14 protein-coding genes are annotated in these 24,749 nt (G+C 72.9%); 4 read left to right on the top strand and 10 right to left on the bottom strand.

Annotated elements, in window-relative coordinates; translation table 11 throughout:
* Window positions 1-5: 5 nt before the first annotated feature.
* From ACFYY2_RS19680 to ACFYY2_RS19655, 6 genes are all read right to left on the bottom strand, one after another.
* On the bottom strand, window positions 6-1,160 hold the full coding sequence (locus ACFYY2_RS19680; RefSeq protein WP_388744433.1) for a glycosyltransferase: 1,155 nt from the start codon (window positions 1,158-1,160) through the stop codon (window positions 6-8).
* Entirely contained in the window at window positions 1,160-4,003 is a 2,844-nt protein-coding gene (locus ACFYY2_RS19675) for a CDP-glycerol glycerophosphotransferase family protein (protein WP_388744431.1), read from the bottom strand. Before ACFYY2_RS19675 ends, ACFYY2_RS19680 begins: the two co-directional genes overlap by 1 nt.
* Window positions 4,000-7,452, bottom strand: a complete 3,453-nt coding sequence (locus ACFYY2_RS19670) for a CDP-glycerol glycerophosphotransferase family protein (RefSeq protein WP_388744428.1) — start codon at window positions 7,450-7,452, stop codon at window positions 4,000-4,002. The genes ACFYY2_RS19675 and ACFYY2_RS19670 overlap by 4 nt, the downstream gene beginning before the upstream one ends.
* Window positions 7,453-7,573: 121 nt before the next feature.
* The gene (locus tag ACFYY2_RS19665; protein WP_388744425.1) at window positions 7,574-8,431 is read right to left on the bottom strand and encodes a TylF/MycF/NovP-related O-methyltransferase; all 858 of its coding nucleotides are present in this window, start codon (window positions 8,429-8,431) and stop codon (window positions 7,574-7,576) included.
* An 11-nt stretch (window positions 8,432-8,442) separates the two neighbouring features.
* On the bottom strand, window positions 8,443-9,153 hold the full coding sequence (locus ACFYY2_RS19660) for a methyltransferase domain-containing protein (RefSeq protein WP_388744422.1): 711 nt from the start codon (window positions 9,151-9,153) through the stop codon (window positions 8,443-8,445).
* 75 nt (window positions 9,154-9,228) lie between these two features.
* Window positions 9,229-11,244, bottom strand: coding sequence for a CDP-glycerol glycerophosphotransferase family protein (locus ACFYY2_RS19655; protein WP_388744420.1), 2,016 nt, complete (start codon window positions 11,242-11,244; stop codon window positions 9,229-9,231).
* 100 nt (window positions 11,245-11,344) lie between these two features.
* Between ACFYY2_RS19655 and ACFYY2_RS19650 the strand changes: the two genes are divergently transcribed.
* The gene (locus ACFYY2_RS19650) at window positions 11,345-14,773 is read left to right on the top strand and encodes a CDP-glycerol glycerophosphotransferase family protein (RefSeq protein ID WP_388744417.1); all 3,429 of its coding nucleotides are present in this window, start codon (window positions 11,345-11,347) and stop codon (window positions 14,771-14,773) included.
* 4 nt (window positions 14,774-14,777) lie between these two features.
* Here the strand turns inward: ACFYY2_RS19650 and ACFYY2_RS19645 are convergent, their stop codons facing one another.
* Window positions 14,778-15,383 carry a TetR/AcrR family transcriptional regulator gene (locus ACFYY2_RS19645; RefSeq protein WP_388744415.1) on the bottom strand — a complete coding sequence of 202 codons (606 nt, stop codon included), beginning with the start codon at window positions 15,381-15,383 and terminating at the stop codon, window positions 14,778-14,780.
* A gap of 144 nt (window positions 15,384-15,527) precedes the next feature.
* Between ACFYY2_RS19645 and ACFYY2_RS19640 the strand changes: the two genes are divergently transcribed.
* Both ACFYY2_RS19640 and ACFYY2_RS19635 read left to right on the top strand, forming a co-directional pair.
* Window positions 15,528-16,469, top strand: a complete 942-nt coding sequence (locus ACFYY2_RS19640; protein ID WP_388744412.1) for an ABC transporter permease — start codon at window positions 15,528-15,530, stop codon at window positions 16,467-16,469.
* Window positions 16,462-17,262, top strand: a complete 801-nt coding sequence (locus ACFYY2_RS19635) for an ABC transporter ATP-binding protein (RefSeq protein WP_388744411.1) — start codon at window positions 16,462-16,464, stop codon at window positions 17,260-17,262. Before ACFYY2_RS19640 ends, ACFYY2_RS19635 begins: the two co-directional genes overlap by 8 nt.
* Before the next feature lie 90 nt (window positions 17,263-17,352).
* Here ACFYY2_RS19635 and ACFYY2_RS19630 read toward each other — a convergent pair whose 3' ends face one another.
* From ACFYY2_RS19630 to ACFYY2_RS19620, 3 genes are all read right to left on the bottom strand, one after another.
* Complete coding sequence (locus ACFYY2_RS19630) at window positions 17,353-22,380, bottom strand: NAD-glutamate dehydrogenase (RefSeq protein ID WP_388744408.1); 5,028 nt, start codon at window positions 22,378-22,380, stop codon at window positions 17,353-17,355.
* Window positions 22,381-22,753: 373 nt separating this feature from the next.
* Window positions 22,754-23,425, bottom strand: a complete 672-nt coding sequence (locus tag ACFYY2_RS19625; RefSeq protein ID WP_388744406.1) for an HAD family hydrolase — start codon at window positions 23,423-23,425, stop codon at window positions 22,754-22,756.
* A 97-nt stretch (window positions 23,426-23,522) separates the two neighbouring features.
* Window positions 23,523-24,029 carry a DUF6912 family protein gene (locus ACFYY2_RS19620; RefSeq protein ID WP_388744403.1) on the bottom strand — a complete coding sequence of 169 codons (507 nt, stop codon included), beginning with the start codon at window positions 24,027-24,029 and terminating at the stop codon, window positions 23,523-23,525.
* A 280-nt stretch (window positions 24,030-24,309) separates the two neighbouring features.
* Between ACFYY2_RS19620 and ACFYY2_RS19615 the strand changes: the two genes are divergently transcribed.
* Window positions 24,310-24,738 carry an Rv3235 family protein gene (locus ACFYY2_RS19615; protein ID WP_388744400.1) on the top strand — a complete coding sequence of 143 codons (429 nt, stop codon included), beginning with the start codon at window positions 24,310-24,312 and terminating at the stop codon, window positions 24,736-24,738.
* Window positions 24,739-24,749: the final 11 nt, after the last annotated feature.

Raw genomic sequence — 24,749 nt, 5'->3', positions numbered from 1 at the left:
GTAGGTCAGCGCTCCAGGAAGGCGAACAGCTCCTCCCAGCGGCACATGATCTCCGCCTCGGAGAAGCGCTGGACGTTGATCCGCGCACGGTCGCCCATGGCGTCGCGCATGCGGGGGTTGCCGGTGAGCCGCAGCAGCCGGTCGGCGAGCGCGCCGATGTCCCCGGGCGGTGCGAGCAGACCGTCCTCGCCGTCGCGGACGATCTCGCGCACGCCCGGGGCGCAGTCGAAGGCCGCGCACGGCAGCCCGTTCGCCATCGCCTCCATCAGGGCCAGCGGGAAGCCCTCGCCCCGGGACGACTGGACGAAGACGGAGGAGCCCGCGAGCGACGCGGGGACGTCGTCGGTACGCCCCCGCCAGCCGACCGAGCCGTCCAGGCCCAGGGCGGTGCACTGTTCCCTGAGGGCCTGCTCGTCCTCGCCCGTCCCGTAGACGTCGAGCCGCCACTCAGGGCGCTGCGGGGCCACCAGCGCCCAGGCGTCCAGGAGCATGTCGATGCCCTTCTGGTCCGTCAGCCTGCCGATGCTCGCCACCGACTTCTCCCGGCGCGGCGAGGGCACCTCGGGCAGGGAGGCCAGGGCGTTGGGCATGAAACCCACGTTGTTCATCCCGTCGCCCGCCCAGCTGTCGGCGTCCTGTGCCGTGAGGACCAGCCAGCGGTCGAGCGCCGTGTAGTGGTTCTTGATCCAGCGGTAGCGGTGGCTCGCCTTCGAGTAGTCGTACGACTCGTGGCTCATGCCGATGACGCGCAGGCCCGACGTGTCCGCCTCGCCGACCCATTCCATCGCCCACACCTGGCTGACGATCACCACCCCGCCGGGCCGGGCCGCCCGGAAGATCTCCGACAGCCGGGCGACGGCCCGCCGCTTCTCGGCGACGCGCGCGGCCTCGGCACGCCGGGCGGCGACCCGGAAGCGGTCCCGCAGCCCCTGGGGGGCCCAGGGTGTCGGCGGGTGCGCCGGATACAGGGCCGTGACGGGGTAGGCGGGCGCCTCGGGCAGGGCCATCTTCCGCTCCGAGGCGTGCACGCCGACGGTGTGCACCCGGTGGCCCGCCTCCTGGAAGAGGTGGGCCATGCGGTGCGCCCAGCCGGTCACCCCGCCGAGCTCGTCGGTGCTGTTGGCGACGATGAAGACATCGCGTTCACGGCTGCCGCTCATCAGCGGTCCTCCCCGGTACGGGTCGTGCGGGACGGGGCGAGGTGCCGGGCGAACACGGTGTCGACGACCGCGCGGGCCGCGTCCCCCCGGTCGTAGGCACCGAACTCCGCGGCGAAGGCGGCGCGCCGGTCCTGGAACCCGGTGTCCGCGCTCTTCAGTCGGGCGAGCACGGCGAAGAGTTCGTCCTCGGTCTCGGTCACGGGCCCCGGCGCCTTCTCCCGCAGGTCGAAGTAGCTGCCCCGCTCGGCGGCGTACGCGTCGAGGTCCGGTGCGAACAGGACGATCGGGCGGTCCAGGAGCGCGAAGTCGAACATGATCGACGAGTAGTCCGTGACCAGCACGTCGGTGAGCGCGAGGAGTTCGCTGACGTCGTGGTGGCCCGAGACGTCGACGACCGTCCCGGGCGGGCAGGGCGGCAGGCTCGCCGCCTCCAGGTAGTGGGCCCGCACCAGCAGCGTGTACGTGTCGCCGAAGCGCTCCGCGAAACGCGCCGCGTCCAGCAGGAGCCGCTGCCGCCTGCGCCGGCCGGGACCGCCCCGGAACGTGGGGGCGTACAGCACGACCTTGCGGTGGTCGGGGAGGCCCAGCCCGGCCGCGAGCGGCGGGCGCGGCAGCCGCCCCTCCGCCTCGTCCCGGGCACGCGCCGCGAGGAGGACGTCGTTGCGCGGGTACCCCGTCCGCAGGAGGGTCTCCTCGGGCAGCCGGTAGGCGCGCGCCAGGGTGCGCTCGTCGTGCGGGGAGCGGACGAGGAAGTGGTCGAACCGGCCCACCGCCTGCTGGAGCCGCTCGCGCTGCGGGGCGTTCTGCATCCGCACCCGCGTCTCGTCGAAGCCCATGCGCTTGTACGCGGACCCGTGCCAGGTCTGCAGGTAGGTGGTGCCCCGGGGCTTGTCGAGGTTCTGCGGGAACCCCTGGTTGTCGACCCAGTACTCCGCCCTGGCCAGGGCCCACAGATACCGCCAGGACCAGCGGCGCACCAGCCGGGCGTCCGCCGGGAAGCCCTCCGGGGAGTCGGCGTACGCCCACACGCAGCGCAGCCGCAGGCCCCGGGCGCGCACCTCCTCGTGGACGGCGCGGGGGCTGTCGCCGTAACAACTTCCCATGTGGCTCTCGAAGACCGCGCTGCCCCGGCGCACGGGCAGCCTCAGGAGCCAGGAGCGGTACACGGAGGCCTTGAGGCCCCGGGCCTGCAGCCGGTCCCGCCGCCTGCCGAGGGCCCGCGCCAGGAGCTTGACGCGGCGCGCGGGGCGGAAGTGCGTGGCGTAGTGGACCAGCCGCCGGGCCGTGCGTGCGGGCCTCCGGCGGGCTTCCAGGCGCAGGGCCAGATGGTCCCGGGTGGTGACGTAGGGCTGCCAGGTGTCGCCGGTCAGCACGCCCAGCCGGGGCCGGGCGGGTGAGCGGTCGTCAGGGCCGACGAGGTCGTGGGCGGCGAAGAGGTCGCTGACCGAGCGGGTCCGCCCGTCGTCCACCACCATCCGGGCGTCCCAGACCGTGTCGCGCGGACCCAGCGGGCGGACGGCGCCGGTGAGGTCGAAGCGGGCCGACCAGTCGATGCCGGTGGCGTCGGCCCGGAGGTCGTCCACGGGGACGCGGAAGGCGCGGGCGCCGTCCCGTACCCGGAACTCCAGATGGGCGCCGAGGGAGCCGTCCGGGTCGGGGCCGGTGTGCCCGGGCAGGACGATCCGCCCCCGGAGCAGGACCCCGCGGCCGTCGGCCTGGTAGCGGGTGAGCCGGTTCATCAGTTTCAGCTCGCCGAACACGCGGTACTGGTGGCCGAGTTCCGTGACGTCGAGCGCGGGGTCGGTCCCGTCGCCCCAGTGGACGCGTCCGTCCTCGCCCGTCGAGAGGGGTGCGGCCACGGTGCCCCGCCGGCGCAGGGCGTACGCCGCGCCGAGCACCCCGTCCGCGTCGCCGTGCTGGAGCAGCCGCACGGCGACGCGTTCGACGGGCGGCAGGGTGAGGAGGGCCGCGTCCGGGACGCAGTCGGGCAGCACCCGGGAGGCCGTGGCGGCGATCCTGGTCCGCTCGGCGGCGGGCCGCTGGGGGAAGGTCCGTACGAGCGGGACGAGCCGGTCCCGCAGGAAGGCGCGGTCCCGCTCCTCGCGGAGCCCCGACAGCCCCTGCGCGACGAGGACGTGGCACACCCGCCGGTGTGCCTCCACGAGTCCGGCGAGGTCACGCCCGTCGTCGGGCAGTGCCCTCCCCGAGACGATCCGGCGGCGCACGAGCGCGATGCGGCCGACCACGGACGCCGCGAGAGGTCCGAAGAGGATCCCGCTGCGGGTGAGGTCCCCGGCATAGCGCAGGGCGTGCCGCTCCAGTGCGTCGCGGCGCACGCAGAATCCGGACACCAGGGCGTCGTGCACGGCCAGTTCGGGGGCGTCGGTGAAACGGCGCACGGTCCTGGAGCCGGCGAACAGCTTCTGCTGCCAGGAGGGTTCGCGCTCCTTGGTCCCGTCCTCGGTGAGCCGGCTCCACCGCCCGGCGACCAGATCGGCCCCGGTGCGCGTCCCGGCCTCCAGGAGGTTGCGGCAGGCGTGCTGCTGGAGGCACTCGCCGGCGTCGAGGACGAGGACATAGGTGCCCCGTGCCTCCTCCAGGCCCGCGTTGCGCAGGACGGCGACGGAATCCGCCCCGGCCTCCACGACGCGGACGCGGCCGGCGGCCCCCTCGGCGAGTGATCCCGCCGCCTTCCGCACCCCCTCGGGCGCGGCGGGGGCGAGGACCACGAGGACCTCGACGGCACGCAGGCTCTGGCCGAGGACGGACTCCACGGATGCGCGCAGCGCCTCCTGCCCGCACTCCGCGGCGGTGACGACACAGCTGAAGTCGGGGGCGCTCATGCCCGGTCCCCCTTCAGCATGCGGTCCACTACCCGGGCCGACGCCGTCCCGTCGTCGAGATCGCAGAACGACTCACGGAACCCGGCGTAGGCGTCGCGGTGTCCCGCGGTCGCGGCGTCCGGGTCGCGCAGCGCCTCGACCACGTCGGCCGACGCGGTGATCAGGGGCCCGGGCGCCCGCTTCTCGAAGTCGAAGCAGAAGCCGCGCAGGGTGTCCCGGTAGTGCTCCAGGTCGTAGGTGTGGAAGAGCATGGGGCGTCCCGTCTGGGCGAAGTCGAACATCAGGGACGAGTAGTCCGTGACCAGCACGTCGCTGATCAGCAGCAGTTCCGCCACGTCGGGGTGGCGCGAGACGTCCCGGACGAAGTCGTCTCCGGGGATGCTGCCGCCGACGAGGTAGTGGCGGCGCACCAGCAGGACGTGATCGTCACCGAGGGCCTTCCGGGCCTGCTCCAGGTCCAGTTGGAGATCCAGTCCGTACAGCCCGCTCCGCCTGGGGCGGTCCTCGCGCCAGGTCGGGGCGTACAGGACGACCCGCTTGCCGTCGGGCACGTCGAGCGACTGGCGGACGGCGGCGGCGGTCTTCGCACGGTCGGGGGCGTACAGCAGGTCGTTGCGCGGGTAGCCGCACTCCATCACCTCGCCGGTGTGCCCGAACGCGCGGCGCAGGACCGGGGTGGAGAAGCGGTTGGGCGAGACGAGGACGCTCCACTGCGCGGCCCGACGGGGCATGGACTCGATGTAGGCGGCGTCCGCGAAGGCCGTGCCCGCGAGATCGCGGCCGATGCGCTTGAGCGGGGTGCCGTGCCAGGTCTGGACGACGAACTGCCCCTCCGACCGCTCGAACCACTCCGGCAGCTGGGTGTTGGTCACGATCCACCTGCTGCGGGCCAGCGCCTCGTGCCACTCGGCGCTGTGCAGGGCGACCGCCCGGACCCCGGCCGGCACGGCGGCCTGCTGGTCGCGCACCACCCAGAGGTGCTCGACGCCGGTGTCGCGGCGGGCCAGTTCCTCCTGGACGGCCCGGGGCGAGTCCGAGAACTGACGCCCGTCGAAACTGGAGTACAGGACGGCGTCCCGCAGTCCCGCTCCGCGCGCCTCCGCATACCGGGCGCGCAGCCGGCGCTGCCCGAACGCGCCCCGGTCGCGCACCGGCAGGGCGCTGCCCGACGACAGGCAGAGCCGGTCGTGGAAGCGCCGCTCCAGGGTGAAGCGGCGGCCTCGCGCGTCGCGGTGGAGCGGCAGGCCGGCGTGCAGCTGGGGGACCACCCGCAGCGGCAGGTAGCGGTCCGGATCGGTCTCGCCCCGCTCCCGGAGGAAGGGGTACCAACGGCCCTCGGCGAGCGGCAGCGTGCCGGCGGGGCCCTCGACGGCCGAGGGGGAGAGCGCGGCGCGGAAGGCCGCCCCCTCGCGCTCCACGGCGAAGGTGCTCTCCTCCTGATGGCCGCTGTGGCGCAGCACCAGCTCCACCCCGCGTTCCGGCGCGGCCGGGAACGTCCCTCCGAGGACCAGCCCGCCGTCCTCGGTCCACGACACGTCCGCGACGACGGGCGGGACGGCCCGGTCCGTGAGGACCAGGTCACCGGACGGGTTGGCCGCGGCGTACACCTCGCGGCCGCCGGCCAGCGGGTAGCGTCCCGCCTCCGTCTCGGGGCGGGCGGCGACCGTCAGCCGGCGCGCCCCGCCGACCAGTTGGACGCCCCAGTCCCCGTCGGTGCCGGGGAAGGCCTCCAGCGGGACCTCGGCGAAGAAGCCCCGGCCGTCCGTGTCCTCGCCCGGTGCCAGGGGGAACTCCCTGGTCTGCTTGGTGCGCCACTCCTGGATGCGCAGGGCCGTCGCCGTGTCCCGGCCCAGCATCCGCACCGCGATCCGGACCGCGTCGCCGGCCTCCGTCGCCCGGTGCCCGGCGAGCACGGCGTCGATCCGCTCGGCGCGCAGCTCCAGTTTGTTGCCGGACAGGAGGGGGACGACCCGGGTCCGCTCGTCGACGTACCGCACGGCGGGCGCCGCGGGATTGCCGAGCAGGCGCATGGGGCCCCGGCGTGGCCGTCCGGCTCCGACGACGACGGACTCCAGCTTCCACAGGGTGCGGACCCCCCGGGCCGTACGCCTGCCCGCCAGGCGCCGCGGGTCGACGACGGTCTCGAAGCCGGAACGCTCGTAGCCGTGCAGCGAGCGGCCGGAGCCGGCCGCCGCCTCGTCCGTCGTGGACCGGCGCAGCCGCAGCGGGATCACCCTGCGGCCCGACCGGAGCCAGCCGGTCCCCGCCGACCTGCCGGGGGCGTTGCGCACGTACGCGTACCCCTTGAGGTGCAGCAGCCCCTCCCGCCACACGGCCTCGGTGAGGTGCGCGTGCACGGGGAGGTCCGCGGCGGACAGCGCGGTGACGCCGCGCGGGAGCGGGTCCCCGACCCCCGGATGGGCGGCCCTCGGGCGGAGGGTGCCCCGGACGTGGAAGGTGTCGCGGTCCGTGGACTCGTGGGCCAGGAGGGCGAGCAGTTCAGCCGTCCTGCGCTGCCGGATGAGGGCCCACTTGACCCTCAGGTGCAGCGGGAGCGCGTCGAAGACCGCCGGGTCCACCGTGTCGGCGAAGGCGTTCGCGTGGGTGAGGAAGGCTTCGTGGAAGCTCTCGTCGCCGTCCGGCAGGGCCTCGATGAACAGCCACAGGTCGCCGGAGAGCGCGTGCTCGTCGTAGCGCCGCTTCGCCTCGGCCATGCCCCGGCCGGCGAGGAACCCGCTGACGGTGGAGACCGCGGTGACCCGGTCGCGGATGCCCCGGGCGACCGCGCGCCGGGTGGTGATCGAGCCGTCCCGGTCCCGCCAGTGGTAGACCGGCGCGGCCACGACGTCGACGCTCCGGGCGAGGAAGTACGCGGGCAGGACGACGGCGATGTCCTCGTAGAGGACCCCCGTCGGGAAGGCGAAGGCGTGCTGGTCCCAGAACGACCTGCGGAACACCTTGTTGCACGCGATGCGGTCGCCGAGCAGGATCCAGTCCCGGGTGACGTGCGTGGCACGGCGGGACGTCTCCATGGGCTTGCGGAACATCGGGGACTGTTCGAGCGTGCCGCCCGCGCGCAGTCTGAGGACGTTGCCGGTCGCGAAGTCCGAGCCGGAGGCGTCGAGTTCGCCCAGCAGCAGGGCGAAGGCGTCCGGCGGCACGACGTCGTCGCTGTCGACGAAGGCCAGGAACTCGGCGTCGGGGTGGGCCTGTCCGGCGCCGGCGTTACGGGCCGCCCCGAGCCCGGCGTTCTTCTGGCTGACGAGACGGAAGCGCGGGTCCTTCCCCGCGTACTCCCTGGCCACGCCTGCGCTGCCGTCCGTCGAACCGTCGTCCACCATGACGACTTCCAGGTCGGCCATGGTCTGCCCGGCGAGTGAGCCGAGGCAGGCGCCGAGGTAGTCCTCGACGTTGTAGAGCGGGACGACGACGGTGAGACGGGGTGCCATGGCGGTGCGCACGATCCTTCCGGGGGGACGGACGGACGCCCTCTGCGACGGACGTCCTCTGTATGGAACGAGCCCCGTGCCGGTGAGGCACGGGGCTCGCAACGCAACGGGGCCTGCGCGTTCAGGGTTTGACGGCGATCCGGCCCTCGTCCATGCGCAGCAGGAGCAGCTGCGCGCCGGTCTCCTCCAGGAACTCGTCCACGGCCTGGCGTGACCCCTGCCAGTAGCCGTAGTCGTCGATCAGCAGCACTCCGCCGCTCACCAGCCGCCCGTAGAGGTGCTCCAGCTCGTGCTTGGTCGACGCGTACCAGTCGGTGTCGAGCCGCAGGATGGAGATCCGCTCCGGCGCCTGCCCGGGGACGGTGTCCTCGACCTTGCCCTGCACGTAGTGGACGCGGTCCTTCGGGTACGGCACCTGCTCGAACCCGGCCTGTACGTCCTCCAGCGAGGCCACCGCCCAGATGGGCCGGTCCTTGCCCTGGGCGTCCAGCAGTTCCCGGGCCGGCCTGCCGTCCCGCCGCAGGTCCTCCGCGGTGGGCGGGGTCATGCCCTCGTAGGTGTCGAAGAGGTAGAGGTCGCGGTCGGTGTCACCGAGCGACAGCAGCGTCCTGGCGCAGGCCTGCATGGAACCGCCGCGCCATACCCCGCACTCGACGATGTCCCCGGGGATGCCGTGCTTGACGACGTGCCGGGTCGCGAGGACGAAGGCGTTGAGCCGCTCCGGCGAGGTCATCGTGTACGGCTTGACCGCGCGGATGATGTCCTTCGCCTCGTCGTCGTAGTCCGCGGGGAACTGCGGCTTCTTCACGGCGGCGGTCTTCGCGGGGGCCGGCTTCGCCACGGCGGGGGCCGCGGGGGCGGACCGGGGAGCGGGCACGGTCGCACGCCTGAGCTGGTATCCGGTGAGTTGCTGAAGGACGCCGTTGACGGCGTTGCGCCAAGCCATGGGGCGGGACAGTACGCGCGTTTTGCGGCTCATGTCATCTTTCGTCAACCTGTGGTTGATGGGGCCGTACGCGTGTCCGGCCTCCCGCAGAGCTCGCGGCCGTCCAGCGGGCGCGGCAGCGGGACCCGGTCCACCCCGCCGACCCGGTTCGCCCACCACACCGCCGCCTCCCGCACGGCGAACATGGTCAGCCCGCGGTAGCGAAGGGGCCTGCGGAAGACCCCGACGGAGTCCCCCCAGTAGGCGGCCTTCGCGTCGATGGAACCGTAGTCGTGCCAGATTCCCCTGGTGGGCGGGAAGTCCGTGTAGGCCTCGCGGAGTTCGAGGCCGGAGTACGCCGCCATCGCCCGGAAGCCGTCCGGGTAGTAGCGCCAGCAGTCCTGGGCGTCGTGGGCGTGGCCGCGCGAGGGCGCGGTGATGAAGGCGTGGCCGCCGGGCTTGAGGACCCGGGCGATCTCCATCATGGACACCCAGAAGAACGGGATGTGCTCGAACGCCTGCCCGGACAGGACGACGTCGGCGCTGCGGGAGCGGGCGGGGATGCGGTAGGGGCGCTCCATGACCGCGTCCACGTTGGGCCCGTCGAGGACGTCGACCCCGAAGTAGTCGATGTCGTGCTCCGCGAGCAGCCCCCGGTGGGTGCGGGACTGCTTCCCCGAGATACGCGAGCCGAGGTCCACGACACGGTGCCTGCGGTCCTTGGGCAGGTACTCCTCGACGCAGATCCGCATCTGCTCGTAGGCGGACCGGTGCATGTGCCTCTCCCAACGTTGCCGTGTGCGCGCGCTGTTGAACACAACGACGGCGTGGAGCGGAGGACACCCCGGGTTTCAGCCGGAGCGCACCGGGAAGATCCGCCGCACCACGCGCTCCGCGGCGCCGCCGTCGTCGTACGGGCAGAAGCGGCTGCGGAAGGCGGCGCGCAGGGCTGCCGCCTCCCGCGAACGCCAGGCGCCGGTGCGCAGCACCTCGAACAGCTCGTCCTGGGTGGTGGCCACCACCCCCGGGGTGTCACCCGGACGCCCGGACAGCAGGTCGACGTAGGTCCCGCGCGATGCCCGGTACGCCTCCCAGTCGGGTGCGTAGGTGATGATCGGCCGGTCCAGGCACGCGTAGTCGAACACCAGGGACGAGTAGTCGGTGATCAACGCGTCGGCGGCGACGCAGAGTTCCTCGATGCTCGGATGCCCGGTGACGTCGACGACCCGCTCCGTCGTCCCCGTCCCGGCCGAGCGCCCGTAGAAGTAGTGCGCGCGGACCAGCAGCACTCCCCCGGGGCCGAGTTCGCGGGCGAGGCGCTCCACGTCCACCAGCGGGACGAACCCCCTGCGGTAGTCCCGGTGGGTCGGCGCGTACAGCAGGACGGTCGCGCCGGGTGCGATGCCGAGATCCGCCCGGATCTTCGCCGTGCGCTCGGCCGTGGCGGTGCACAGGGCGTCGTTGCGCGGATAGCCGTAGGGCAGCTGCTCGTACGTCGAGGGGTAGACCCGGTCCCAGACCTCGGAGCTGTGCGGGTTGGCGGAGAGGCTGAAGTCCCACTGGTCGGTGTGGGCCACGATCCGCCCGAAGTCGACACCGTTGGTGAGGGCGGGATACGGGTGCTGGTCCAGGCCCATGGTCTTCAGCGGCGTCCCGTGGTGCGTCTGCAGGTAGACCTGGCCCCGGCGTTTCGTGAAGCCGCCGGGGAAGCTGGAGTTGTTGACGAGGTAGGACGCCGTGGCCATGGTCCGCCAGTAGGCGCGCGAGCCCTCGATGACGTACGGGACGCCCGGCGGCATCCGGTCCCGGTGGCGCGAGGAGACGACCCACACGCCCCTGATGTGCGGGACCAGTTCGCGGGCCTTGGCGTAGACGGCGGCGGGATTGCACGCCACGCCCCTGTTCCAGTAGGCCCCGTAGACGGCGAGGCCGGGATCCAGCGGGCGGTGCAGGTCGGCCCGGTAGAGGACCCGCATCAGCCGGGCGCGCACCGACTTGTGGACGGCGCGCAGGACGGCGCGCGCCCGGGTGCGCCCGGCGCCGACGGCTTCGCGGACCCGGTGCGCGGCGTACGGGCCGGGCAGACCGGCCGCCCGGAAGAAGGCCGCGCGGTCGGCCGGGGCGATGCGGCCCCGGTCGCCCAGCACGGCCGTCAGGTGCGCGGTGCGCGCGGCGGCGGCTCTCGGGTCGCCGCCGGTCGCGCCGGCCAGCCGGGCGTGGGCGTCGATCACGGCGAAGTGGGCGCGGCCGGGCGTCGTGGCGGGTGTGCCCCTGCGGCGCGGCCGGTGGCGTACGCAGATCCGGTCCAGCACGGCCAGAGTGCCCGCGTCGGAGGCGAGGAACAGGGCACGGTGGACGGGCACGACGTCGCCGTACAGGCCCTCGGTGAAGTGGAGCCCGGCCTCGTCCCGGAAGGCCCGGCGCACCACCTGGCCGCGGGCGGCCGGTACCGCCGGGCCCGGCAGCGGTGTGCCCCGCCAGTCGACGCTGTCGTGCCCCACGCGCAGCACGTCCGGCCGGTCCGCCGCCAGGCGTGCGGCGATCTCCGCACCCGCGCCCGGGAGCAGCAGGTCGTCCCCGTCCAGGAAGAGCAGGTAGGTCCCCCGGGCGGCCGCCGCACCGGCGTTGCGGGCGGCGCCCGCGTCCCAGGGGCCGTCGAGGAGCAGCACGCTCAGCCGTGGGTCGCGCGCCGCGCACTCGCGGGCGACGGCGGCTTCCGGCGCACCGTCCGGGTCGCCGGAGCCCACGGCGATCAGCTCCAGTTCCACCGGCCCGCCCCCGGGAGCCGCCTGCCCGGTGACGGAGTCCAGAGCGGCCCTCAGATGCCCGTGGGCATGGCGGGCGGACATGACGACACTGAGGAGCATGGCAGCCGAGCGTAGTGCGGCCCGCGCCGCCCGCCCTACGGATCTTCACCCGTTCGGGTCAACGGCGTGACCCCCGGCGCTCCCCCGGGTTGAGCCGTACATGAAGCCACTCCTCAGCGTCGTCGTCCCCGTGCACAACGTCGAGGACTATCTGCGGGAGTGCCTCACCTCGCTGGCCGGCCAGTCCTTGAAGGACATCGAGGTGGTGCTCGTCGACGACGGATCGACGGACGGGAGCCGCCGCATCGCGGAGGACTTCGCGTCACGGGACGCGCGTTTCCGCTGCGTCCACCAGCCCAACGCCGGGCTGAGCGCCGCCCGCAACACGGGAGTCGCCCACACCACCCCGGGGGTGCCGTACCTGGCGTTCGCCGACAGCGACGACGTACTCGTCCACGACGCGTACGAACGCATGCTGGCGTCCCTGGAGTCGACGGGATCGGACCTGGTCACCGGCAACGTGTGGCGGCTGAACGAGCAGGGCAGGCAGCAGGCCTGGCAGTACCGCTGGCTCACCGGCGACCGCCCGCGCACCCACATCACCCGCGACCCGCGCCTGCTGGCCGACCGGGTCGCGTGGAACAAGGTGTTCCGTCGCGCGTTCTGGGACCGGCACGCCTTCTCCTTCCCGGTCGGCCGGCTCTACGAGGACACGCCGGTGATGATCCCCGCGCACTATCTCGCCGCCTCGGTGGACGTCCTGCACGAGCACGTCTACCTGTGGCGGGTGCGGGAGGGCTCGATCACCCGGCGGCGCACGGACGTCCGGGGCGTCCGGGACCGGATCGCGGCCTGCGAACGGGTCAGCGCGTTCCTCGCGGACCGGGGCCCCGGGCAGCGGCTGCGTTACGACGCCTCGTGCCTGCGCGACGACTTCGTGTACTTCCTGGAAGGGCTGCCGATGGGCGGCCCCGACTACCGCGCGGCCTTCATGGCGGACGCGGGCGCCTTCCTCGACCGCGCGGGCGACGCGGCCCTGACGGGCCTGCCCGCCGAAGCACGGATCCGGTGGCGGCTGGTGCGGGAGCGCAGGCTCGGCGAGCTGCTGGCCGTCCTGGCCTTCGAACGGGCCAACGGAAGCGGCACGTTCACCGTCGTGGGGCCGCCGGGGAGGCGGCGGGCCGCGCACCCCGGGGTGGCGGGTTCCGGCGCCGTGTCGGCGCGGCTCGGCAGCGGAGACCTGCCCGCGGTCGCGCGGCTGGTGGAGTCGTCCTGGGGTGCCGACGGCCGGCTGCGGCTGCACGGCTACGCCTACGTCCGCAACCTCCCGGCGTCCACGGCCCTGGGGTCGCTGAAGGCGGGACTGGTCAGGGAGGCGGGCGGCAGACGGCTGCGGGCCGTGCCGTGCCGCACCGTGCGGACCGACCGGGCCACGGCGGACTCCGGCCAGGAGCTGCACCGCTACGACCACGCGGGCTTCGAGATGGTCCTGGATCCGGGCCGGCTCGGGCCGGGCGTCTGGCAGGTGGGCGTGGTCGTCGCCGGGCACGGCGTCGTGCGCCGGGCCGCCCTGCGCGCGGTGGCGGCGGCGGCCGCGCAGCCGCTGGTCCACGACCTGGGCGGCGGGCTGCGCGCGGTGCTCGACTACCGGGACGGCCGGCTCGTACTGGCCGTGGAGCGGCTGCCGGCCCTGGCCCTCGCCCATGACGGCGGGGCGGAGACCGCGGAACTGACCGGCCGGCTGTACGGCGGCGCGCGCCCGGTCTCCCTCGCCCTCACCCGCGACGGGTCGGCCGACCACGTCTGTCCGGTACTGCTCCCGGACGGCGGCCCTCCCGGCGCGGGCGGACCGGCCGGGGCGCGCTTCGCCGTCCGCATCCCGCTCGCGGCACTCGCGGCCGGGTCCGGACCGCCCCCCGACGCACCCCCCGGGGAGACCACGCCGCCGGGTGCGCGGTGGCGGGCCGTGCTCCTGACCGACGGCGGCGGGCGGGTGCCCCTCGCCGCGGCACCGGACCTGCCACCGCCCCTCTTCGCCGACGCCGCGGGCCACCTGGTGGTGGAGGTGACCGGCGAACCCCTCGTGGACGACGCCTCGGCCGGCCCGGACGGCGGACTTCGGATCGAGGGGCGCGGGGCCGGGGTCCTCGTGCTGCGCCACACCGCCCTCGGCGAGACGGTGACCGTGCCCGTCGAGGAGCGGGACGGACGCTTCCGCGCCGTGCTCGCAGAGCCGCCCCGCGAGGGGGACTGGGAGGTGTCCCTCGACGGCCGGCCCGCACGCGTGACGGGCCTGCTCGCCGCCAGGCTGCCGGTGAGCGCGGCCGGCGCCCGCTTCCGCCTCGACCGGCGGCACGGCGACCGGCTCACCGTGCACGGCGCGCCGGCGCTCGGGGACGCGGAGCGCAGCGCCCACCACCGCGCCCGGCTGCGCTCCGCGCACTACCCGGCGCAGCGCGGACTGCCCCTGAGGGACGCTGTGCTCTACGCGGGAGACGGCGCGCCGCGCGCGGTGCACGCCGAGCTCGTACGCCGGAGCACCGATACGGAGCACCTCTGGGTCACCGACGGATCCGCGGGCGACGCCGCCCGGGTCCCGGCCACCGCCGCCCCCGTCGTGGCGCACAGCGCCGCCTGGCACGAGGCGCTGGCCCGTGCGCGCCACGTCGTGGCGGCCGGCCCGCTGCCCACGTGGTTCGAGCGCCGCCCGGGCCAGACGGTCGTGCAGACCTGGCACGGCGCCCCCCTGGGCCGGTTCGGCCTGGACCTCGCGGGCACCCTGTACGCCGACCACCAGCACCTGGACACGCTGGCCGGCGGCTCGGCCCAGTGGTCGGTGCTGGTCTCCCCGAGCGGCTTCGCCACCCCGCACCTGCGCCGGGCGCTGGCCTACGGGGGCGAGGTCCTGGAAGCAGGCTCCCCGGCCGGTGACCTGCTGTCGGCTCCGGACCGGGACAAGACGGCCGAGCGGGTGCGCGGGTCGCTGGGCATCCCGGAGGGCCACCGCGTGGTGCTCCACGCGCCGACGTACCGCGACCATCTCGCGCACCCCCCGGCAAGCCTCCCCGCCGGGTCCCCGCCGCTGTACCGCTGGGACCCGGCGCTCGACCACGCGGAGCTGGCGCAGTCGCTGGACGGGCGCACGACGGTGCTGGTCCGCAGGCACCCGCGGGTCACGGGGAGCGTGCCGGTGCACCCCGCGCTGCGGGACGTGTCCGGCCATCCGGACGTCGCCGAGCTGCTGCTGATCGCGGACGTGCTGGTCACCGACTACGCGGGGCTGGCCTTCGACTTCGCGCACACCGGCCGGCCGATGCTCTTCCACACCCACGACCTGGAGCACTACAGAGACACCGTGCGCGGGTTCTGCCTGGACTTCGAGACCCGAGCGCCGGGGCCCCTCCTCGTCAGCACCCAGGAGGTGGCGGAGGCCCTGCGGGCCACTCCGGCGTCGGCGGCACTGCACGCGGACGCCTACGAGAGCTTCCGGCGGGATTTCTGCGGTCCGGCCGACGGCGGTGCCGCCCGCCGGGTCGTGGACCGGCTGCTCGGCGGGGAGCCGGAGGGGGCCCGGTCCCTCAGCCCTTGAGCGCTCAGCCCTTGAGCGCGCGGACCGCCGAGGCGGCCAGGTCGTCGAGGTAGCCCTTCGGCAGACCGCCGCGGACGACGGCGAGACGCCAGTAGAGCGGCCCGACGATGAGGTCGAGCGCCCGGTCGGGGTCGCTGCCCTCGGGCAGCTCGCCGCGTGCGACCGCCTCCCGCACGACCACGGCCGCCACGCCCTGCTGCTGGTCGAGCAGGGCCGCCTTGATGGCGTCGGAGATCTCCGGATTCCGGGCCGCCTCGACCAGGAGGTCCGGGATCACCTGTGACGCGAGGGGATGCCTCAGGGCGTACGAGGCCAGTTCGAGCACGGCCCGGACGTCCCCGTACAGCGAACCGGTGGCGGGCGCCGGCATGCCCTGCGCCGCGACGGCCGCCACCAGGTCCAGGACGAGGTGGAGCTTGGACTTCCAGCGCCGGTAGACGGCGGTCTTGCCCACCCCCGCGCGCCGGGCGATGCCCTCGATCGACATCCGGGCGAATCCGACGGCGGCCAGTTCCTCGAAGACGGCGACGCGGATCGCGTCGGTCACGTCCTCGCGCAGCACCGCGGCACCCGCCGGGGTCCGGCGCCCGGTTCGCCGTTCGGTGTTCATGTTCCGAATGATAGACCGTAACGACGAAACGGTTGCGTTGCGACGCACAAACGTCCTACTGTCAGCGTTACGACGATACGGTGCCGTCCCAACCGCCCCGGTCGTCCGCAGCCCCTCCCCCCAAGCCCCCCGTCGAAAGCGATCGTGGTGAGCCAGACAGCAGCCCCGCCGGCCCCGGTGGACACCGCATCTCCCATCCACCTCCCCGTGTACGAGCCCGGTGAGCTGGCCGCGCTCGCCGCCCGCCACGGCCTCACCGTCAGCGGGGCCCGGCCGACCCTCGGGGAGTACGTCCGGCAGCTGTGGGGACGCAGGCACTTCATCACCGCCTTCGCCACCGCCAAGCTGACCGCGCAGTACAGCCAGGCGAAGCTCGGCCAGATCTGGCAGATCATGACCCCGCTGCTCAACGCGACGGTCTACTACTTCATCTTCGGCGTCCTGATGAACACCAAGCACGGAGTCCCCGACTACGTGCCCTTCCTCGTCACCGGCGTCTTCATCTGGACCTTCACCTCCAGCTCGATCACGGCCGGCACGCGGGCCATCAGCGGCAACACCGGGCTCGTGCGGGCACTGCACTTCCCCCGGGCGTCCCTCCCGATCGCGCTGGCCATCCAGCAGCTGCAACAGCTGCTGTTCTCCCTCTGCGCACTGTTCCTGATCCTGCTCGCGTTCGGTCAGTACCCGCAGCCCTCCTGGATGCTGGCGGTCCCGGCACTCGCCCTCCAGGCGGTGTTCAACACCGGCGTCTCCATGGTCATGGCACGGCTCGCCGCCAAGACCCCGGACATCGCACAGCTCACCCCCTTCATCCTGCGGACCTGGATGTACGCCTCCGGCGTCATGTGGAGCCTCGACACGCTGCTCTCCGCGGACCGGGTGCCCCGGCTCGTCCTGCTCGCGCTCGAATGCAACCCGGCCGCCGTCTACATCGACCTGATGCGCTACGCCCTGATCGACAGCTTCACCGGCGCGCAGCTGCCCCCGCACGTGTGGGCCGTCGCGGCGGGCTGGGCGCTCGTCGCCGGCGTCGGCGGCTTCGTCTACTTCTGGAAGGCCGAGGAGAGGTACGGACGTGGCTGACACCTCCGGCACCCGTGTGCCCACCGTCGTCGTGGACGACGTCCACATCACCTACACCGTGAACGGCGCCCGCACCGGCCGGGGCAGCGCCACCTCCGCGCTGAACCGGATCGTGTCGCGCAAGCAGCCCCGGGGAGCGCGCGAGGTGCACGCCGTGAAGGGCGTCAGCTTCGCCGCGTACAAGGGCGAGGCGATCGGCCTGATCGGTTCCAACGGTTCCGGCAAGTCGACCCTGCTCAAGGCCATCGCCGGCCTTCTGCCGCCGTCGAAGGGCCAGGTCCACACCCAGGGCCAGCCCTCGCTCCTCGGCGTGAACGCCGCCCTGATGAGCGACCTGACCGGCGAGCGCAACGTCGTGCTCGGCGGGCTGGCCATGGGCATGACGCGCGAACAGATCCGGGAGCGCTACCAGTCCATCGTCGACTTCTCCGGCATCAACGAGAAGGGCGACTTCATCACCCTGCCGATGCGCACCTACTCCTCCGGCATGGGCGCCCGGCTGCGCTTCTCCATCGCCGCCGCCAAGAGCCACGACGTCCTGCTGATCGACGAGGCCCTGTCCACCGGCGACGCGAAGTTCCAGCGGCGCAGCAGGGACCGCATCATGGAGCTCCGCGAGGAGGCCGGCACGGTGTTCCTGGTCAGCCACAGCAACAGGTCGATCACCGACACCTGCGACCGCGCGATCTGGCTGGAGGCGGGCACGCTCCGGATGGACGGCCCGGCCAAGGAGGTCGTGGCGGCGTACGAGGAGTTCACCGGCCCCGTCCGGCCCCGGAAGCCCAAGAAGTGACACGTCCGCAGAAGTGACACGTCCGCCGGGCGGGCCGCGAAGGCCCGCCCGGCGGACGTGTGTGACGGCGGCCCCACGGGCCGCCCGGGGTCAGGCGTGCGTACGGAGCAGGGTCCGCATCGTCCGCATGGCGACCGACAGGTTCGCCAGGTCGAAGGCCTCCGAGCTCCGGATCTCCTCCAGAGTGGCGCGCGAACGCGCCAGGATCGCCGCGTTCTTCTCCTCCCAGGCCTTGAACCGCTGCTCGGGCGACGACGAGCCGTTGCCCGCGGACAGCACGTCCGAGGTGAGCGCGGCGTGCGCGGCGTACAGGTCCTCACGGATGGAGGCGCGGGCCATCGACTGCCAGCGGTCGCCCCGCGGCAGCTCGATGATCCGGTCCATCAGCTGGGTGATGCCGAGCCGGTCGGCCAGGTCGTAGTACACCTCGGCGACGGCCAGCGGGTCCTTGCCCGTGCGGTCCGCGATCGCCACGATGTCCAGCGCCGGGAAGGCGGACGAGAAGCCCGCCACCCGCACCGCCAGCTCGTCCGGCACGCCCACCGAGGTGAGTTCGTCGAGGATCGACTGGTACCACTCGACGTCCGCGCCCCTGAGCAGCTTGGGCAGCTCGTTCCAGACGTGCTCCACGCCCTCGCGGAAGAACTCGACGGTCTCCGCGATCGCGACCGGCTGCGGCCGGTTGCCCAGGAGCCAGCGCGCACCGCGCTCGACGAGCCGGCGCGAGTGGAGCCGGATCCGGGTCAGCACGTCGGCGGCGACCGTGTTGTCGAGCGCCTCCACGGCGTCCCACACCCCGGCGAGACCGAAGATCTCCCGCGCCGCGAACTGGGCCCGCACGATCTCCTCGAGCGACGCCCCGGTCTCCTCCCGCAGCCGGTGCAGGAAGGTCGAACCACCGGTGTTGACCGTGTCGTTGACCAGCACCGTCGTGATGATCTCGCGACGCAGCGCGTGCCCGTCGACCGCCTCCGGGAAGCGCTCGCTGAGCTGCTTCGGGAAGTAGGCGTGCACCAGCTTCTGCAGGTGCGCGTCGTCCGGCAGGCTGGTGGCGACCAGCTCGTCGGCGGCCGTGATCTTCGTGTACGCGATCAGCACGGCGAGCTCGGGCTGGCTGAGCCCCTTGCCGTGGTTGAGCAGTTCGCGGACCTGGCGGTCGTTCGGCAGGAACTCCAGCGCCCGGTCGAGGTGCCCGTCGCGCCCCAGCTTGCGCATGAAGCGCTGGTGCGCGTGCATGAGCGACGGTGCCTGGGCGCAGGCGTTGGCCAGCGCCGTGTTCTGTGCGTAGTTGTTGCGCAGCACCAGCGCGCCGACCTCGTCGGTCATCTCCGCGAGCAGCTTGTTGCGCTGCTTCACGGTCATGTCGCCGTCCCGGACGAGACCGTTCAGCAGGATCTTGATGTTCACCTCGTGGTCCGACGTGTCCACACCGGCGCTGTTGTCGATCGCGTCCGTGTTGATGCGGCCACCGGACCGGGCGAACTCGATGCGGCCGAGCTGCGTGGCGCCCAGGTTGCCGCCCTCACCGACGACACGGGCCCGCAGGTCCGCGCCGTTGACGCGGATCGAGTCGTTCGCCTTGTCACCGACGTCCGCGTCGGTCTCGGCCGACGACTTGATGTACGTGCCGATGCCACCGTTCCACAGGAGGTCGACCGACGCCTTGAGGATGTTCTGCATCAGCTCGGCGGGGGTCATCTTGACGACCTTCTCGTCGATGCCGAGCGCCGCACGCATGTGCGCGTTGACCGGGATCGACTTCGCGGAGCGCGGGTGGATGCCGCCGCCCGCGGACAGCAGGTCGGTGTCGTAATCCGCCCACGAGCTGCGGGGCAGGTCGAACAGCCTGCGCCGCTCGGCGTACGAGGTCGCCGCGTCCGGGTTGGGGTCGATGAAGATGTGCCGGTGGTCGAAGGCGGCGACCAGCCTGATGTGCTCGGAGAGCAGCATCCCGTTGCCGAACACGTCACCCGACATGTCGCCGACACCGACGACGGTGAAGTCCTCGGTCTGCGTGTCGTGGCCCAGCTCGCGGAAGTGCCGCTTCACGGACTCCCACGCACCGCGGGCCGTGATGCCCATGCCCTTGTGGTCGTATCCCGCCGAACCGCCGGAGGCGAACGCGTCGCCGAGCCAGAAGCCGTACGAGACGGCCACGTCGTTGGCGATGTCCGAGAAGCTCGCCGTCCCCTTGTCGGCGGCCACGACGAGATAGGTGTCGTCCTCGTCGTGACGGACGACCTCGGAGGGCGGCACGACCTCGCCGGTCACCATGTTGTCGGTGATGTCGAGCAGCGCCGAGATGAAGATCTTGTAGCAGGCGATGCCCTCGGCGAGCCACGCGTCGCGGTCGACGGCCGGGTCCGGGAGCTGCTTGGCGACGAACCCGCCCTTGGCGCCCACCGGCACGATCACCGTGTTCTTGACCATCTGCGCCTTGACCAGGCCGAGGATCTCCGTACGGAAGTCCTCCCGTCGGTCCGACCAGCGCAGACCGCCCCGGGCGACCTTGCCGAAGCGCAGGTGGACGCCCTCGACGCGCGGCGAGTAGACCCAGATCTCGAACGCCGGGCGGGGCGCCGGAAGGTCCGGGATCGCCTGCGGGTCGAACTTCATGGAGACGTAGCCGTGCGGCTCGTGGTCGTCGGCCAGCTGGAAGTAGTTCGTCCGCAGCGTGGCCTTGATGACCGTGAGGAAGGACCTCAGGATCCGGTCCTCGTCCAGCGAGGCGACCTGGTCCAGTGCCCCGTCCAGCTCCTCCAGCAGCCCGTCGGTCAGCTCCGTGCCCGCCTTCTGGCGGACCGGGGACATCCGGGCCTCGAAGAGCGAGACGAGCAGCCGGGTCGTGTGGACGTTGTTGCGGAGGGTGTCCTCCATGTAGTCCTGGCTGAACGTCGAACCCGCCTGGCGCAGGTACTTCGCGTAGGCGCGCAGCACCATCGCCTGACGCCAGTCCAGTCCGGCACCCAGGACCAGGGAGTTGAAGCCGTCGTTTTCCGCCTCGCCGGTCCAGATGGCCGCGAACGCCTCCTGGAAGCGGTCACGGGCGTCCTCGGCGAGGTGGTCGCCCTTGCCCGTGGACTTCGGCATCCGCAGCCCGAAGTCGTAGATCCAGGCGTGCGTGCGGTCGGAGCAGCGCAGCTCGTACGGCCGCTCGTCGACCACCTCGACGCCGAGGCGCTGGAGGGCGGGCAGCACGGCGGAGAGCGAGACCTGCTCACCGGTCCGGTAGATCTTGAAGCGCCGCTCGCCGGGGCCGGCGCCGACGGGCTCGTACAGGCTGAGCGCGAAGTCCTCGCGCTCGCTCTTGAGCTCCTCCAGGTGCACGAGGTCGGCGACCGCTGCACGGGGCGAGTGGTCGGCCTTGTAGCCCTCGGGGAACGACTGGCCGTAGCGCCGCATCAGTTCGGCGGCACGCTCCTCGCCGCACTCCGCGTTCAGCGCCTCCTGGAAGCCGTCTGCCCAGGAGCGTGCGGCCTCGACGAGGCGCGCCTCGATGCGGTCCGCGTCGGCGTCCGTCAGGTGCGGCAGCTCGGTGCCGGGCGGGACGCGGACGACGAAGTGGAGCCGCGAGAGGATCGACTCGGTGTTCCAGGCGGTGAAGTCGACGCTGGTGCCGCCGAGTTCCTCCTTGAGGATGTCGATCAGCCGGAGCCGTACGCCCGTGGTGTAGCGGTCGCGCGGGAGGTAGACGAGGGCGGAGTAGTAGCGCCCGTACTCGTCCTGGCGCAGGTACAGCCGCAGCCGGCGCCGCTCCTGGAGGTAGAGCACGGAGGTGACGATGGAGCGCAGCTGGTCGACGGGCGTCTGGAACAGCTCGTCGCGGGGGTACGTCTCCAGGATCTGCACCAGGTCACGGCCGTCGTGGCTGTCGGGCGTGAAGCCCGCGCCCTCCAGCACCTCGGCGACCTTGCGGCGCACCACGGGAACCCGGCGCACCGACTCGGTGTAGGCCGCCGAGGAGAACAGCCCGAGGAACCGCCGCTCTCCGATGACGTTGCCGTTGGCGTCGAACTTCTTCACGCCGACGTAGTCCAGGTAGCTGGGGCGGTGCACCGTCGCCCTGCTGTTGGCCTTCGTCAGGACGAGGAGCTTGTGCTCCCGGGCCTTCGCCCGGGCATCGGCGGGCAGCCGGTCGAAGGACGGGCTCACCGGGTGGGCCTCGTCCTCGGTGTGCTTCGGGTCGGACCGCAGAATGCCGAGACCGGTGCCGGGCACGGCCGTCAGCGCGTCGGAGTCGCGGAGCTCGTACTCCCGGTAGCCGAGGAAGGTGAAGTGGTCCGCGGCGAGCCAGCGCAGCAGCTCGCGGGCCTCCTCGACCTCCTCGTCGGCCAGCTCGTCGAGCGGCTCGGACGGCAGGTCGTCGGCCATCCGCAGCGCGGCGTCGCGCATCTTGTCCCAGTCCTCGACGGTCTCCCGCACGTCGGACAGGACACGCAGCAGGTCGGCGGTGATCTGCTTCAGGTCGGCGCGGTCGGTCTCCCGGTCGATCTCGACGTGGATCCAGGACTCGACGACCGCGTCGTGCGGCAGCTCAGGACCGGCCTGCCGGCCCTTCGCCCGCTTCCCGCCGTTGCCCCGGGGCCGGTCGTCGGCGAGCACTTCGATCAGCTTGCCCGCGACGTCACGGCGGACGGTCACCTGCGGATGGATCACGAGGTGGATGCCGCGGCCCTGCCGGGACAGCTCGTTGGTCACCGAATCGACCAGGAAGGGCATGTCGTCCGTGACGACCTCGACGACCGAGTGACTGCTCGTCCAGCCGTTCTCGTCGACCGTCGGGGTGTGCACCCGGACGTTCGCGGTGCCCTGGGGTCGGTTCTCGGCCAGGCGGTAGTGCGAGGAGGCGGCACCGAAGACGTCGACCGGGTCGCGGCCGCTCACGTCCTCGGGAGCGGTGTGCAGGTAGTAGCGCTGGAGATAGGCGAGCAGCGTGTCCCGGCCCGGCCGGTCACCCTGGCCGGTGCCGTCGTCCGCTCCGGTGCCGGTCGCCGCGTCGGCAAGGTGCACCCGGAGGCCACCACCCGGGCCACCGACACCACCGCCCGGACTGTTGTCAGCTACCCGGGCCGCCCGTGCGAGCAGCTCGGCCTTGGCTTCGTCCAGCTTGGTCTGCATGTCCTCTGGCTCCTGTCGCGCGCCGTTGCGTGACGTAGGTGAAGAAGGCGGCGTCACGCCACGACGCGGGGATTCCGGTCTGGGTCGACGCTATGCCGCCTGGGGAGATACCCGGGACCATATCGGCCATTTCCGGCCGGGGGTCGGGGGCGCGGAGATCACGGATCGCCCGGGTGCTGTGGCACTCCGGGCCCATGCCGGGGGCTTCGCTGCCCCCGAGACGTATCGCGCTGATCACCGCACCAGGCTATCCCTCTCGCACCCACAACCGTCATGAGCCGCATATGTACAAAAGAAGCCACAGAACTTTGACACTCTGGACATCGCATGCGGCCGTTCCGGCCCGTATAGGCACACACGCGGGCAGATGTGATCAGTCCGTCATCAGCTCGGCCAGCGCGACCGCCTCGGCCAGGGTGTCCACCACCGGCACACCCGCCGCCTCCAGGCTGCCGCGGCTGTGCGAACCACCGGTGTAGAGCACGGCGCGCGCCCCCACGTGAGCGGCGGCCACTGCGTCGTCCAGCGCGTCACCGATGACCACGGCACTGCCGGGGGAGACGTCCCCGAGCACCTCGAAGTGACGCTCCATGTGCTGCGCCTTGCTGCCGCCCGAGGGGCCCCTGCGGCCGTCGACCCGCACGAAGTGGCGCTCGATGCCGTATCCCCGCACCACGGGCACCAGGTGCTCGTGGCCGTACATGCTCAGCAGGGACTGGCTGCGCCCGCCGAGGCTCCAGCGGGCCAGCAGCTCCTCGACCCCGGCGGTCAGGCCGCAGGCGACCCGCTGCTCGGTGTAGTGGCGGTGGAAGAGATCGTCCATCCGCTCCCACTCCGCCGGGGTGGGCAGCCGGCCCATGAGCCGCTCGTAGAACCTGGGTATCGGGACGCAGTACGTCTCGCGGTACTGCTCGAGGGTGAGCGGCGCGAGGTCGACCTCCGCGAACGCGGCGTTCGTCGCGCCGAGGACGGCATCGATGTCGTCGAGCAGTGTGCCGTTCCAGTCCCAGACCAGATGGGTGCGGTGCTTCCCCGTTGTCTCCATGGGAAAAAAATACCCGCCACCTGCGACAGCGGACCCGGCGAGAGTCCGCCGCCACGGATCGGGCGTGGTGGGGCGGAGAGCGTGCGGGGCGGGCCGCTCAGGCGATCAGACCCGGGATCTCCTGGATCCCGAACCACAGGAGCTCGTGGTCCTCGGCGCCGTCCACGGTGAACTGGGCGTCGTCGTCCCCGAGATCCGCGGCTCCGAGGGCGGCCGCCGCCGCGGCGACGTCCTTCTCCGCGTCGTCGGCGTCCACATGGACCGCGGCCGCCTTCGACAGCGGCACCGCGTCCGCGAGACGGACCTCACCCAGCGAGGACGCGTCCAGAATGTGGTCGGGGTCGGCGGCCACCGCCCCGTCCGGCACGTCCAGAGCGACGACGACACGTCGCCGGAGCTCGTCCGGCTTCCCGGCGATCAGCCGCAGCGAGGCGGCGGCGGCCCGGTTGAGCGCGGCGTACTCCAGCTCCTCGATGTCGTCGGAGACGTACCACTCGCGCAGACCGGGCGTCACCGCGTACGCGGTCAGCGGCCCCGGACCGATCTCGCCGGCCCCGTGCACCGAGGCGAGACCGGAGAGGGTCAGGGGGACGTACACACGCATGGCTGACCGCTTTCGTAGTCGAGGACGCCCTCAGGATACGTGCGAGGTCCCCCTTCGGGGTTGCCGATCAGCCCTCCGGCGTCCACCCCACGACGACCGTCACTCTCCTCGATCCCTTGCGGCGCACGGCACATCACCCTGATAGGTGATCCCGGAGGCTGCCCGATCGGCCCCAACGGCCGCTTGCGGGGCCGCAGACCCGCCCCGTAGAAGAGCCCCAGCAGAAGTTACCGCCCGGTACTCGCCCGGGCTCCGGACAGCAGCCACGGGGGCTATGAGCATGAGCACGGACAGGACGAGGCCGGCCGGACGACGCGACCGCACCAGGCCGGGCACCGTACCGCCGCAACGCACGCCGCTGCGGCCGCGGCGGCCACTGCGCCCGCACCAGTGGTTCGCCGAGCGCCTTCTCGCGGTACTCAGCGGCCAGCGACCGGTGCACTGGATGCTCGGCCACACCATCGGCGAGGCCTACGACCAGCTGGCCGAGCTCGCCCCGGACGCCCCGCTCGGCGCGGGGTGCGGGCGCCCCGTCGTGCGCGCCTGTCACGGCACCCAGCCCGCCACCGGCGTGGTCGAGGCCTTCGCGAGCATCGCCACGGGCGAACAGGTCCGCGCCATGGCCTTCCGCCTGGAACAGGGCCCCGACCAGCGCTGGCGCTGCGCCGCCATCGACCTGGGCGGCGAACGCCTCCCGGCGGTCCGCTGAACGCCCGGCAC

The sequence above is a fragment of the Streptomyces sp. NPDC001822 genome, assembly GCF_042892135.1.
Taxonomy (GTDB): domain Bacteria; phylum Actinomycetota; class Actinomycetes; order Streptomycetales; family Streptomycetaceae; genus Streptomyces.
Note: the sequence above shows the minus strand (reverse complement) of the source record. Positions and strands in the feature narration are given on the sequence as shown.